Annotated in this window: 13 protein-coding genes; 5 read left to right on the top strand and 8 right to left on the bottom strand. The window is 67.0% G+C overall.

Annotated features, from left to right (window positions below):
* Positions 1–71 precede the first annotated feature (71 nt).
* From AC07U1_RS12125 to AC07U1_RS12115, 3 genes are read left to right on the top strand one after another with little or no spacing between them, the layout of a single operon-like run.
* On the top strand, positions 72–1,004 hold the full coding sequence (locus tag AC07U1_RS12125; RefSeq protein ID WP_495176336.1) for a DMT family transporter: 933 nt from the start codon (positions 72–74) through the stop codon (positions 1,002–1,004).
* A complete protein-coding gene (locus AC07U1_RS12120; protein WP_495176337.1) occupies positions 1,001–1,621 on the top strand; it encodes a glutathione S-transferase family protein in 621 nt (206 codons plus the stop codon). Before AC07U1_RS12125 ends, AC07U1_RS12120 begins: the two co-directional genes overlap by 4 nt.
* Before the next feature lie 12 nt (positions 1,622–1,633).
* Positions 1,634–2,434 carry an SDR family NAD(P)-dependent oxidoreductase gene (locus AC07U1_RS12115; RefSeq protein WP_495176338.1) on the top strand — a complete coding sequence of 267 codons (801 nt, stop codon included), beginning with the start codon at positions 1,634–1,636 and terminating at the stop codon, positions 2,432–2,434.
* Here the strand turns inward: AC07U1_RS12115 and AC07U1_RS12110 are convergent.
* The 3 genes from AC07U1_RS12110 to AC07U1_RS12100 all read right to left on the bottom strand — a co-directional run bounded on the left by AC07U1_RS12110 (position 2,366) and on the right by AC07U1_RS12100 (position 6,055).
* A complete protein-coding gene (locus tag AC07U1_RS12110) occupies positions 2,366–3,988 on the bottom strand; it encodes an energy transducer TonB (protein ID WP_495176339.1) in 1,623 nt (540 codons plus the stop codon). The genes AC07U1_RS12115 and AC07U1_RS12110 overlap by 69 nt on opposite strands.
* Positions 3,989–4,082: 94 nt before the next feature.
* Positions 4,083–4,502, bottom strand: a complete 420-nt coding sequence (locus tag AC07U1_RS12105; RefSeq protein WP_495176340.1) for a GFA family protein — start codon at positions 4,500–4,502, stop codon at positions 4,083–4,085.
* Positions 4,499–6,055: a fatty acid--CoA ligase gene (locus AC07U1_RS12100; RefSeq protein WP_495176341.1), complete on the bottom strand. Its 1,557-nt coding sequence runs from the start codon at positions 6,053–6,055 to the stop codon at positions 4,499–4,501. The genes AC07U1_RS12105 and AC07U1_RS12100 overlap by 4 nt, the downstream gene beginning before the upstream one ends.
* Before the next feature lie 281 nt (positions 6,056–6,336).
* Between AC07U1_RS12100 and AC07U1_RS12095 the strand changes: the two genes are divergently transcribed.
* Positions 6,337–7,557 (top strand): hypothetical protein, encoded by a 1,221-nt coding sequence (locus AC07U1_RS12095; RefSeq protein ID WP_495176342.1) that lies wholly within the window; start codon positions 6,337–6,339, stop codon positions 7,555–7,557.
* Positions 7,558–7,627: 70 nt separating this feature from the next.
* The gene (locus AC07U1_RS12090) at positions 7,628–8,899 is read left to right on the top strand and encodes a hypothetical protein (RefSeq protein WP_495176343.1); all 1,272 of its coding nucleotides are present in this window, start codon (positions 7,628–7,630) and stop codon (positions 8,897–8,899) included.
* Here the strand turns inward: AC07U1_RS12090 and AC07U1_RS12085 are convergent.
* Genes AC07U1_RS12085 through gcvPA form a run of 5 tightly spaced genes read right to left on the bottom strand, consistent with a single transcriptional unit; the run spans position 8,896 to position 13,308 of the window.
* Complete coding sequence (locus AC07U1_RS12085; RefSeq protein ID WP_495177457.1) at positions 8,896–9,513, bottom strand: DUF938 domain-containing protein; 618 nt, start codon at positions 9,511–9,513, stop codon at positions 8,896–8,898. The genes AC07U1_RS12090 and AC07U1_RS12085 overlap by 4 nt on opposite strands.
* Before the next feature lie 14 nt (positions 9,514–9,527).
* The gene (locus AC07U1_RS12080; RefSeq protein WP_495176344.1) at positions 9,528–9,983 is read right to left on the bottom strand and encodes an ABA4-like family protein; all 456 of its coding nucleotides are present in this window, start codon (positions 9,981–9,983) and stop codon (positions 9,528–9,530) included.
* A gap of 42 nt (positions 9,984–10,025) precedes the next feature.
* Positions 10,026–10,364, bottom strand: a complete 339-nt coding sequence (locus AC07U1_RS12075; RefSeq protein ID WP_495176345.1) for a hypothetical protein — start codon at positions 10,362–10,364, stop codon at positions 10,026–10,028.
* Positions 10,361–11,953, bottom strand: a complete 1,593-nt coding sequence (gcvPB, locus tag AC07U1_RS12070) for an aminomethyl-transferring glycine dehydrogenase subunit GcvPB (protein WP_495176346.1) — start codon at positions 11,951–11,953, stop codon at positions 10,361–10,363. The genes AC07U1_RS12075 and gcvPB overlap by 4 nt, the downstream gene beginning before the upstream one ends.
* Positions 11,950–13,308: an aminomethyl-transferring glycine dehydrogenase subunit GcvPA gene (gene gcvPA, locus AC07U1_RS12065; protein ID WP_495176347.1), complete on the bottom strand. Its 1,359-nt coding sequence runs from the start codon at positions 13,306–13,308 to the stop codon at positions 11,950–11,952. Before gcvPA ends, gcvPB begins: the two co-directional genes overlap by 4 nt.

Raw genomic sequence — 13,308 nt, 5'->3', positions numbered from 1 at the left:
AAGGCGGGCGGGGCAAGCCTTATGGCGATGCATAGCTTGCAAAGCATCGCCGCCCTGATATGCGCCCCTGCATGACCGCCGTCGCCGCATCCGATCCGCCACAACATTATCTCGGCGGTATCGCGCTCCGGCTGCTCGCGATGCTCAGCCTGTCGGTGATGTTCGTGCTGGTCAAATATATCGACGCGGCGGGCATCCACCTCGTCGAAAGCCTGTTCTGGCGGCAGGCGCTGGTGCTGCCGCTGCTTGCGATCTGGGCGATGGCGCACGGCGGACTCGGCCTGTTTCGTACCCGGCGCATCGGCATCCATGCGCGGCGCGCGATGATGGGGCTGACCGGCATGGCTCTCAATTTCGGCGGCATGATCTTTCTGCCGATGGCCGAGGCGACGACGATCAACCTGTCGGTGCCGATCATCTGTGTCTTCCTCGCCGCCGCGCTGCTCGGCGAGCGAGTCGGCTGGCAGCGCTGGGGGGCGGTGGTCGTCGGCTTCGTGGGCGTGCTCATCGTACTCAACCCGACGACCCTGCTGATGCAGGGATTCGAGGGCGACCATGGCCTCGGCACGCTGATCGCGCTCGGCGGCGCTGTGATGACCGCGCTGATCACGATCCAGGTCCGCGACCTCGGCCGCACCGAAAGCGCGATGACGATCGTCTTCTGGTTCAGCCTGATCTCGATGATCCCGCTCGGCATCGCCCTGCCCTTTGTCTTCACACCGCACAGCGCGGGCGAATGGGGCCTGCTCGTCGGACTCGGACTGCTCGGCGCGGTGGTGCAATTGTCACTGACCGGTGCGCTGCGCCTCGCGCCGGTGTCGGTGGTGACGCCGATGGACTATTCGAGCCTGCTGTGGTCGATCGCCTGCGGCTGGTGGTTCTTCGGCACCCTGCCCGCCGACACGACCTGGATCGGCGCGCCGCTGATTGTCGCCAGCGGGCTGTTCATTGCCTGGCGCGAGCATCGCCTGCATATCGAGCGACAGAAGGACATCGCCGCATGACGCTTCCGATCCTCTATCATTGCGCCGACGCGCGTTCGCTGCGCTGCCTGTGGGCGGTCGAGGAGGCGGGGATCGACGTCGACCTGCGTGTCCTGCCTTTTCCGCCGCGCGCCTTTGCCCCCGATTACCGCCCTGTAAACCCGCTGATGACGGTGCCGGGCTGGGTCGAGGACGGGCGACTGATGACCGAGTCGGCCGCCATCTGCGAACGCGTCGCGGAGGGAACACCGCTCGAGGTACGCCGCGACGAAGCGGATTATTGGGACTATCGCAACTGGCTCCACCGCAGCGACGCGACGCTGACCTTCCCGCTCGCGATCATGCTGCGCTACACGCGCGTCGAGGCCCCGGAGCGGCGGCTGGCGCAGGCGGTCGACGATTATAAGGCCTTCTTCGGTGGCCGTGCGAAGAGCATCGAGGCGGCGCTGGGCGATGGCCGCGAGTGGCTCGTCGCGGGACGCTTCACCATCGCCGATATCGTCATCGGCTATGCCGCCTTTCTCGCCACCACGCTGAAGGCCGACGATGTGCTGGGCGAGGCGACCAAGGCGTGGCTGGCGCGCTGCATGGCGCGCGACGGGTTCGTCCGCGCGCGCGAACGGCAAAAGACGGCATAGGGAAGCGCCGCGATGAATCTCGAACTGGCAGGCGAGCCGATCGTCATCGTCGGCGGGACGCAGGGCATGGGTTATGCGACCGCGCGGCAACTGGCCGAGGAAGGCGCGAAGCTGGCGCTGGTCGCGCGTGACGTCGAACGCGGCGAGGCGAAGGCTGCGGCGCTGCGTGCGCTCGGCGCCGAGGTGATCGTGCGCGGCGCCGATGCGACACGGCCGGGCGAGGTGGAGGACGCCATCGCGTCCGCCGCCGATCATTTCGGCCGCCTTTATGGTCTCGCGGTCACCGCGGGTCCGGTGCTCAGCCACGGCAGCTTCGAGGAAGACGGCGAAGCGGACTGGAACGCCAGTTTCCAGGCGGTGCTGATGACCAGCGTGCGCGCGTGCCAGGCGGCGCTGCCGATCATCGCAGCGTCAGGCGGCGGCGCGGTCGTACTCACCGCCTCCTATTCCACCCGCGCGGCGGCGGCGCATCTTTATCCCTATGTCGCGATGAAGTCGGGGATCGCGGCGCTGTCGAAGAATCTGGCGATGGCATATGGTCCCAAGGGCGTGCGCGTGAACTGCGTCGCGCCCGGCGCGGTGGCGACCGAAGCGCTGGCGTCGGCGACCGAGCAGGCGGTCGCGGCCTATGGCGGCGATCCCGAGGCGGCGCTCGACCGCTGGATGACCGAGCAATGGGGGATGAAGGTCGCGCTGGGACGCGTCGGGCGGCCGCACGAACTCGCCGACCTCTTCACCTTCCTGCTATCGCGGCGCGCTGCCTATATGACCGGCGCGATCATCAACCAGGACGGCGGCACGCAATTCTTCTGAGGCGTCGCCGGCCGTCGTCACGGACAGCGGCACGTCCTGGATTGGATGGGGGCAATAATCGCCGTCGACCATGATCGCGGCCTCTACAGCTGGCGTGCGGTCGGCGCCGGTGTCGCAATTCGGCAGGCGAAACTGGATCGACGGCAGCTTCGCGCGCACATAGTGCCCCGCAAATTCCGGCTTGTCCTTGAGGCGGAAGCGGCGAACGACGAGCCGCTGGACAATGTCGTCGAGTATCGGCGACGCCGAGCGCGTCACCACGACGTGGAGGACGCGACCATTGGGCGCGATCACGGCTTCGGCCTCGACGACACCTTCGCTTTCGTCGCGGAGGGCGCGTGCCGGATAATCGTCGGCGGTGATGAACGGCTGGAAATTTGCCGGTTGGAGTGCCCCGCCGTCGAGCAAGCCGCCCTCCCGTTCATAGGCCGCGGCCATCACCTCGGCGGCGCCCGGCTCCTGCTTCATCATCAAACGGCCCAGATTTCCCCAGCTGGCGGTCTTTTCCGCGTCGCTACCGTCACGCAACGCCGTGTCGAGCCAGCGAAGCAAGGGCGCACGGTCGGCCTCGGCCCCCAGAATCGCATATTGGGTCAGGTCGCGGGCCGCGGCTATTTGCACGTCGGGCGCGGGGGCGGAGAGCTTCTGCACCAGGCGCGGCCACAGGAGCACGCGGGTGGCCGCACCGCCTGCCTCGGTCTTGGACGCCCAGGCCTGCATCGCCTTGAGCGCGGCCTGAGCGGCGACGGGATCGGAGCCGTCGAGGCGCGGCGCCAGGATCGGCAGCAACAACAGGCGGGCCGCGTCATCATATTCGGCGGCCCGGATAAGTAGCCCTTCGGCACGCGTGGGATCGGCGGGCAACTGCTGGCCTTCGAGCAGCAGCCGCGCCGCACGCGTCCAGTCGCGGCTGTCATTCCCCTCCTCGATCATCGACACCGCACGCGCAGCGTCGTGACGCGGCGACAAGGGGTCGAGCAACGCCTCCAGCAGCATCGCCCGATGCTTCCATCCTTCGCGCCGCTCGGGACTGTCGATGAAGGCCCAAACATCGTTGCGCGCGACAAAATCGCGCTTTTCATCGGCCGACCAGGTCGGGGAATCGCCGACGCCATAATAGTCGCCGCGCACCCACATTATGCGTCGAAGCTCGGCGAGTTCGCTCAGGTCGGCGGGTTCGCCGCGCGACTGGAGAAACATGGCGAGCTGCGCGACCGTGTCGACATCGGCGGCGGTCAGCGCCTTACCGTCGATGACACGGCGCGTCACATCGATCGCCAGCGCCCGGTCCCGGCGACAACCATCCTCGCCATCCCAGAGCTGCCATGCGACTTCGGAAAGCGTGTCGCCATCGGCGCCCTTGGCGACCAGCAATTTGTCGAGGGTGTTGCGATGACGCGCGGCGCTCCGGCAGAGTGCGACCAGCCGCCGGTCGCGCCATTGCATCGCGCGAATTTCCTTGGGTGTGAGGTCGCGGACGGTGATGACCGTAACCGGAACGGCGGAGGCCGCGACCGGTGCGGTCATGAGCGCATACGCCAAGCCGATCGACATCCGACCTCCCCGCCGCCCCCTGTTCGAATGGCTGGGGCGTCTCGGCTATCCTAGGCGCGCCGCCCCTGTGTCGCAAGACGGCGGCCGGGCCGCACTAGCTCCACATATCGCGCACGCAGCGGCCATCGTCCGGCAAGTCCTCGAAGCTGTCGAGGCCGTCGAAATGGTCGATCGGAAGGCCGGCCACCGCGTCGGGTTCGGCGAGGCGGATGTTGACCGCCATGCGGCGCCGTCCATCTTCCTCCGGCCGCAAACCGCGCCAGCTCAGCAAGCAGCCGCAACTCGGGCAGAAATGGATTTCGAGTGCCGGATCGGCTTTGCCGCGGCGCGCGAAAGTAGCCGTCGGCCCGGTAATCCGAATGCGCTCATTCTCATAGTCATAGGCCCACAGCGCGCCATAGCGACGGCACAAGGTGCAATTGCAGGCCGTGATCGAACCGGGATCGCCGGTAAGCGTCCAGCCGGCATCGCCGCACAAGCAGCGGCCTTCGAGGAGGGCCTCGCCGTTGGTCAATTCACCATCCGTTCGCGCCCTTCCCAATAGGGCGCGCGCAGGTCCTTGCGCAGGATCTTACCGCTGGCGTTGCGCGGCAGCGCCTCGATCACGTCGATGCTGCGCGGCGCCTTGAACGCGGCGATGCGTTCGCGCGCCCAGGCGATGATGTCGGCCTCGTCGATACTCATGCCCGGCTTGGGCACGACGACGGCCTTCACCGTCTCGCCCCATTTCTGATCGGGGATGCCGATCACCGCGACCTCCTGCACCGCCGGATGGCCGAAGATCGCGCTCTCGACCTCGGCCGGATAGACATTCTCGCCGCCCGAGATGATCATGTCCTTCATCCGGTCGTGGATATAAAGATAGCCGTCCGTGTCGAGATAACCCGCGTCGCCGGTGTGGATCCAGCCGTCGGCGGTCATCGTTTTCGACGTCGCCTCGGGCAGGTTCCAGTATCCGATCATATTGTTCGACGAGCGGGTCACGACCTCACCCACTTCGCCCACCGGCACCGCCTGCCCGTCGTCGCCGAGGATGCGGATTTCGACTCCCGGCAGCGCCTTGCCCGCCGAGCGCATGCGCTGATTGCCCTCGGGATCATGGTCCTCGGGCGGCAACATGCAGATCGTGCCCGTCGTTTCGGTCATGCCATAGGCTTGGATGAACTGGGCGCCGAACATCTTGATGCACTGGCGCAGCAGTTCGAGCGGGATCGGCGCGGCGCCGTAGAGGATATATTTGAGCCGGCTGAAATCGGTCTCGGCGCAGCGCGGGTGGAGCAGCAGCATCTGCAGCGCCGCGGGCACGATGAAGAAGCGCGTCACCCCATGATGCTCGACCGCGTCGAACACGCCGTCGGGGTTGAATTCGGCGAGGACGACGCCGGGAAGCCCCGCCGCGAGCGCCATGATGCCGAGCCCCGTGCCGCCGATATGCGCGCAGGGCATGGCGACCAGCACCGCCTCGTCATCCTCCCATTTGGTATAGGGCAGGTCGAGGTCGCTGGAATTGCGGCGCAGCGCGAAGAGGTTGCGGTTCGACAGCACCGCGCCCTTGGGATTGCCGGTGGTGCCCGAGGTGTAGAGTTGCAGCACCGCGTCGTCGGGACCCGAGCCCTCGAAGGCCGCGCGCGGGGTCGCGGCGATCAGCGCACGGGCTTCGCCATCACCCACGATGCGCGGATCATGGTCGAGCTTGCCGGCGAGTTGCTGCGCCACCGCCTCGAAGCCGGGGCCGGTGAACAGAATCTTGGCGCCGGTGTCGTTGAGGACATAGGCCCATTCGGTGGGCGACAGGCGCCAGCCGATCGGCGCCATCACGATCCCCGCGCGCGCCGCGCCGAAGAAGAGCTGGAAATAGAGGTCGCTGTTCTTGCCGATCCACGCGATGCGGTCGCCCTTCGTCAGGCCCGCACCGATCAGCGCGCTCGCGACCCTGGCGGTCAGATCGTCGAGTTCGGCATAGCTGAACTCGCGGTCCTCCTCGCGCAGCGCAAGCCGGCCGGGACGGTCGGCCGCCCAGTGGTTGAGGAACTCGTCAAAGGTCAGAAGGTCGGCCAGCGCTTTCATAAATCTCTCCCGGATGCCGTTCTCGGCAATTCTCAAGCCTGATAACAACGTCGCGGGCGGTTTGACAAGCCGTCCGCGCGTCGCGTGTCGTCCGCCATCTTGCGGATAGTTCGCTCTCTATGCAATCCCGCACGACGTCCGGCGTTCGTCGAAGCGCGCGGTGCATTGGGCGGGCGACCATTGCATCGCGGCGCCCCCAACTTATTGCGACACCTGGGCAATCCCTCTATGGTGGATTATCAAAATAATACAGCCGGGCCATCGCCCGCACGGAGACTCATGTGACCAAGACCCGCCTGTCGATCCTGCTGCTCGCCTCGGCCTTCGCCCTTCCCGCCGCTGCGCAGACCAACGGCGACCCCGAAATCGTCGTCACCGGCCGTTCGCTCAAGGACACCGCCGACGCGCTCGCGGCATGCCTCGCGCGCAATTGCCCGCCCGACGAGGATGTCGCAGCCTCGCTCGCCCATGCCGAAAACCAGTTGCTGCAGGGCGAATACAAGGATTCGCGCACGACATTGCTCAAGTCGATCGGCCGCAACCGCAAGTTCGGGACCAAATATCCGGTCGAGGTCTCCGACCTGTTCCGCGCCAACAGCCGCGTCGCCGAACATGTCGGCGAGGCGAAGAATTTCCAGCTGTCGGTGCTCGACATGCGCAACACGCTGAAGGCCGGACTCGGCGAAAAGGACCCGCGTGTGATGGTCGCGCAGATCGAGGTCGGCGACAGCCGCGCCAAGCTGGGTTTCCCCGACGAAGCGAAACGCATCTATCAGGATGTCGAAAAGGATGCGCTGGCGGGTGGGCAGAACCGCGTCGCGATGTTCTCGCGCGTGCGCCAGGCGTTGTTGCTGCAGACCGAAGCCGAAGCCTCGGGTCTCGACGCCGACTATGCCAAGGCCCGCGCAAAGCTCGACGAGATCACGGCGCAACCGCTCGCCGGGGGCGAGGATTTCGCGCTCGTCGCGACGGTCATGCGCGCGCGCATGGACCGCAAGAAGGGCGACGCAAGCTCGACCGAGGCGATCCTGAAGGATTTCGCCGCCAAGGGCGGCGCGACGCGCCCGCTGCTGCTGTTCAGCGAACCGATCAAGCGCATCGACCTGACCCAGGATTTTGGCAACGACCAGCCGCAGGCGAACACGCTACAGCGGCTAACCGCGCTCAACAGCATCGCCAAATGGGCCGATGTCGGTTTCTGGATCAACGCCGACGGCCGCGTCGGCGATATCGAGGTGCTGCGCGGCGAAGGCACGAAGCAATGGTTGAAACCCGTGCTCAAGCAAATCCAGACCCGCGTCTATGCGCCGCTGCGCCGCACCGACAATGATGCGACCCCCGGCTTCTACATGATCGAGCGCTATACGCTGACCGCGCGCTGGACCGACGACGCGACGGGCACCAACATGCGCCGCCGCGAAGCGACCCCGCGTATCGAACGGCTCGACATCACCCCCGAAAATTACCAGCGGCCGATCATCGACGACGACAAGACGGGTTGACCGGGTCCGATTGACGAAGAGCGCCTTTCATGAGACCCTTCGCACACAATAGCGTGAAGGGAGAAGGTCGATGCGTCGCCTTGTTATTCTCGCCCCGCTCGCCGCGACCCTGTCGGTCGCGCCTGCGCTTGCCGCCGAAACCGACGGCCCCATCATCGTCACCGGCCAGCCGCTCGGCGAGACCGCCGCGGCGCTTGCCGCGTGCCTCGCCCGCGCCTGTCCGCCCGACCAGGACGTCGCGGCGACGCTCGCGCATGCCGAGAACCAGTTTCTCGCCGGCGCGTACAAGGATGCACGCTCGACGCTGTTGAAGTCGATCGACCGCAACAAGGCGCAGGCCCGGGCCTTCCCGGTTCCGGTATCCGACCTCTATCGCGCCAACGGCCGTGTCGCCGAACATGTCGGCGAAGCCCGCAGCTTTCAGTCGTCGGTGCTCGCGATGCGCGATACGCTGCGCGAAGGACTCGACCGCGACGATCCGCGGATACTCGGCGCGCAGATCGAGGTGGGCGACAGCCGTGCCAAGCTCGGCTTCCCCGATGAGGCCGCGCGTATCTATGCCGACGTCGAAGCGCAGGCGCTGGGCCGTGGGCTGAACCGCATCGCCATATATGCGCGGCTGCGGCAGGCGGTGCTCGCACAGGTCGCGGCAGAGGACAGCAATCTATCCGCCGACCGCAAGCGCGCCCGCGCGATGCTCGGCGACATCATCGCCGATCCGCTTCCGGGCACCGACGACCTGCGGCTCGTCGCGCAGGTATCGCTGGCGCGCATGGACCGGAAAGCGGGCCGGTCGGATTCGACCAGCGCCCTGCTGCGGCAATTCGCCGCCGAGGGCGGCGCCGCGCGGCCGATCCTGATCGCGGCATCCCCGATCAAGCCGCCGGGCATCGACACCATGCGCAACCCCGCCACCCAGAGCATGGCCGATAGCGTCACGAGCGCCGGCTTCCTGTCCATTGCGGCTGGCGATACGTCGCGTCGGCTGGTCGCGCTCAATTCGATCGGCAAATGGGCCGACATCGGATTCTGGGTCACGCCGTCGGGCAAGGTATCGGATATCGAGGTGTTGCGCTCGAGCGGCGGCACCCAGTGGCTGGCCCCTGTGGTGACGCATCTCGAAGGGCGCGTCTACGCTCCGCTCAAACCGGGAAGTGACGGCGTGAATCCGGGTTTCTACATGGTCGAGCGCTATTCGCTGACGGCCCGTTGGACCGACGATGCCACCGGCACCAACATGCGGCGCCGCGAATTCACGCCGCGCATCGAACGGCTGGACATCACGCCCGAGGATTATGCGCGCCAGCCACCCGAGGGGCAGGGAACGCCGCAGGGCGCCTAGGCCCGACGGAAGAGCAGCATCAGGTTGTTCGCGGGCATCGCCCGCCGCTCGGCGAAATCCAGCCCGGCATCCGCCGCTGCAGCCCGGACCGCATCGAGGTCGCGCAGCCCCCATGCCGGGTTGCGCGCCCGCAAACTGGCATCGAAGGCGAGATTGCTTTCGGCGGTCGACACAGCGGGATCGAAATAAGGTCCGTAGAGGATCAGCGGCGCGCCGGGCGCCAGCAGCCGGCCGGCACCCGCGAACAGGCCAAGCGTCGCCGCCCACGGGCTGATATGCACCATGTTGATGCACAGGATCGCATCGGCGTTCGCAATCGGCCAGCCGGCCGCCGACGCGTCGAGCGCGAGCGGCGGCGCGATATTCACGAGGCCCGCGTCGGCGCTCCAGGCGGCGATCGAAACCAGCCCGGCCGGGTCGGGGTCGCTCGGTTGCCAGTGCAGACGGGGAAAGACGGCCGCGAAATGCACCGCATGTTCGCCCGAACCGCTCGCCACCTCCAGCGCCTTTCCGGCGGGCGGCAGCCAGTCGGCGAGCACCGCGGCGATCGCGTCGCGGTTGCGGGTCGTTGCGGGGGCGTGACGCTTGGCCGCTTCGCCGCCGTCGCCCGGCATCCAGGGTCGCGGTGTCACTTCGCGGCTTTGGCGTGCGCCCGCGCGCGGCGCTCGCGAACGATCAGCCACAGGAACAGGCCGACCGGCCCCGCCATCAGCGTCAGGAACAGGAAGGGAAATTGCACGACGCGGCTGAAGCCTTTTTGGTCGGCATCGCGCGCGATCCACATGCCGGTGAACAGATCGAAGGCGAGATAATGGATCCAGCCCATCGTCGTCCCGCCGGGGGTATCGAATAGCTTCATCACCCCGGCGAGCGAGGTCAGGTTACCGTCGGTGCCCGGTCCGCCGGGATCGATCGCTCCGCTGAGAAAGCCGACGATCAGCACCGCATAGGTGAGGCACAGGAGAAAGACGCCGGCATACATCACCAGCGACAGGAGGCGCGGCCCGCGCGGCGCAAAGGCGAGGACGATCCAGCCCGCAATCGCCCAGTAATTGGCCAGCAGAAACAGTGTATCCCAACTCATCGATCGTCCCCTCGTTCGCGGTGCCCCCGTGCCTTGCCAGCGTCAGAGCAGTCCGCCAAGCCCGAAGAGCAGGATGCCCGCGAACAGCGCGATCAGCCCGGTGACGACGATCAACAAGGTCAGCCGCGCCGCCGAGAAGCGCCGGGTCGCGAAGAAGGCCGCGACGAATCCGAGGCCGGCGGCAATCAGCGGGGCATAGAGAAACACCCAGTCATAGCTGAATTCGCGCCGCACGCGCACGAGTTCCCATTGCTCGACCACCAGCCCGTAGAGGGTGATCGCGGCAAGCCAGACCGCGACGAAGACCACCGCGAACAACGCGCCGCCGATCAGGCATCCGGCCGGACCCGACGGACGCGCGCTGGCGGACGCCTCGCTCAACTGCCGCCGATCTCGCTAAGCGACGGGGTGCCGGAGGCGACGACCGGTTCGCTCCAGGTCAGGATGGGCTTGCGCGCCGCCGCCGTTTCGTCGAGCCGCGCGCGCGGGGCAAAATGCGGCGCCGATTTGAGCGCCGGATCGCCATTCTTGGCGCGCAGCGCGACGCTGCGCAGTGCCCCGACGAACTGGTCGAGTACCGCCTTGCTCTCTGTCTCGGTCGGTTCGATCAGCATCGCGCCATGGACGACGAGCGGGAAATAGACCGTCATCGGGTGATAACCCTCGTCGATGATCCCCTTGGCGATGTCGAGCGTCGAGAAGCCTTCGGCCAGGCCGTTGTCGGTGAACAGCGCCTCATGCATGCACGGACCCGAACCGCCGAACGGCGCCTCGAGCACATCGTCGAGGCTGCGCAGGATATAGTTGGCGTTGAGCACCGCATCCTCGGCGACCTGCTTCAGCCCGTCGGCACCGTGGCTGAGCATATAGGTCAGCGCGCGGGTGAACATGCCCATCTGACCATGAAAGGCGGTCATGCGGCCGAAGGTGTCGGGATGTTCGGCCCCCGCGCTTTCTTCCTCGACCAGCTTGAACGAGCCGTCGGCGTAGCGCGCGGCATAAGGAATCGGGCCATAAGGCGCGAGCGCCTCCGACAGCACGACCGGGCCCGAGCCGGGGCCGCCGCCGCCGTGCGGGGTCGAGAAGGTCTTGTGCAAATTGATGTGCATCGCATCGACGCCGAGGTCGCCGGGGCGCACCTTGCCGACGATCGCGTTGAAATTGGCGCCGTCGCAATAGACATAACCGCCCGCCGCATGCACCGCGTCCGAAATCGCCTTCATGTCGCGCTCGAACAGGCCGCAGGTGTTGGGATTGGTGATCATCACGCCGGCGACGTCGGGACCGAGGCGCGCTTTCAGCGCTGCGAGGTCGACGCGGCCTTCCGGGGTCGCGGGGATATCCTCGACGCTGAAGCCTGCGAAGGCCGCGGTCGCGGGGTTGGTGCCATGCGCGCTTTCGGGGACGAGCAGCACGCGCCGGTCCTCGCCGCGCGCTTCGAGCGCGGCCTTGATGCAGAGGATGCCGCAGAGTTCGCCATGCGCGCCGGCCTTGGGGGTCATCGCGACCCCGTGCATGCCGGTGAGCTTGATCAGCCACATCGCCAGTTCGTTGATCACCGCGAGCGCGCCCTGTACCGTTTCCTGCGGCTGGAGCGGGTGGATGTCGGCGAAGCCCGGCATCCGCGCGACCCGTTCGTTGAGGCGCGGATTGTGCTTCATCGTGCAGCTTCCGAGCGGAAAGAGGCCGAGGTCAATGGCGTAATTCTGGCGCGACAGGCGCGTATAGTGGCGGACCGTCTCGCCTTCGCTGAGTCCCGGCAGGCCGATCGGCGCCGAGCGTGCGAGGCCGCCGAGGTCGAACGCCGAGGGCGCCTCGTCGAAATCGACACCGGTGGTTTCGGTCGAACCGATCTCGAAGATCAGCGGCTCTTCGAGCATCAGCGCGCGGTTGCCGGTGAAGGTCGTGCTGTCGTCGGCGCCGCCCGCGTTCATTTCGGGGCGCCAGCCGGATGCGTTGGGCGTGCTCATGCCAGCACCTCCTTCAGCGCCGCGGCAAAGGCGCTGATATCCTCCGCCGTGCAGGTTTCGGTAACCGCGACGACGAGCCCATTTTCGAGGCCCGCATTGTCGGGATAGAGGCGGCCGAGCGAAACCCCGCCGAGGATATCGCGCTCGGCAAGCTGGTGAACGACCGGCCTTGCGGCGGTCGGCAGCAGCAAGGTGAACTCGTTGAAGAAAGTGGTGTTCAGCACCGACACGCCCGGCACCTTCGCCAGTTCGGCAGCGGCGGCCTTGGCGCGGCCATGATTGATCGACGCGAGCTGGCGCAGCCCCGCTTCGCCGAGCAGCGTCATGTGAATGCTGAACGCCAGCGCACAAAGCCCGCTGTTCGTGCAGATATTGCTCGTCGCCTTTTCGCGGCGGATATGCTGTTCGCGCGTCGAGAGCGTCAGCACGAAACCGCGCTTGCCATTGGCGTCGACCGTCTCGCCGCACAGACGCCCCGGCATCTGGCGGACATATTTCGCCTTGCACGCAAAGAGGCCCACATAAGGACCACCGAATTGCAGGCCGACGCCGATCGACTGGCCCTCGCCGACGACGATGTCGGCGCCCATCTCGCCGGGCGATTTGATCAGGCCGAGCGCGACGGGTTCGGTGACGACGGCGATCAGCAGCGCGCCCGCTGCCTGGCAGGCGCTCGCGAGCGCAGCCATGTCATCGATGCGGCCGAGGATGTCGGGATATTGCACGACGACGCAGCTGACCTCCTTGTCGACCGCGGCGGCGAGCGCGGCCCAGTCGGTGCCGGGAACCAGTTCGGGGTCGCCCTCGACCAGCGCGTCGCCGGTATATTTTGCCATCGTCCGCGCGACGCTGCGGTAATGCGGGTGGACGCCGGTCGAGAAGAGCGCTTTCGACCGTTTGGTGATGCGGCGCGCCATCACGACCGCTTCCCAGCACGCTGTCGAGCCGTCGTACATCGACGCATTGGCGACGTCGGTGCCGAGCAGACGCGCAACCTGGCTCTGGAATTCGAACAGCATCTGCAGCGTGCCCTGCGCGATTTCGGGCTGGTACGGCGTGTAGGCGGTCAGGAACTCGCCGCGCTGGATCAGATGATCGACGCTCGCCGGAACATGGTGGCGGTACGCGCCCGCTCCGAGGAAGAAGGGCCCGTCGCCCGCCGCGCGGTTGCGCCGTGCCAAGGCGCCCATATGACGCTCGACCGCGAGTTCGCTGGCATGTCCGGGCAGATCGGCAATCGGACCGTCGAGCCGCGCTTCGGCGGGGACGTCGATGAACAGGTCGTCGATCGTCGCAGCGCCGATGGTGGCGAGCATGGCCGAACGGTCAGCGGGGGTGAGCGGGAGGTAACGCAT

The sequence above is a fragment of the Sphingopyxis sp. GW821-FHT02C12 genome (assembly GCF_059421785.1).
The sequence above is the reverse complement of the archived record's forward strand: the minus strand, read 5'-3'. Positions and strand labels throughout refer to the sequence as shown.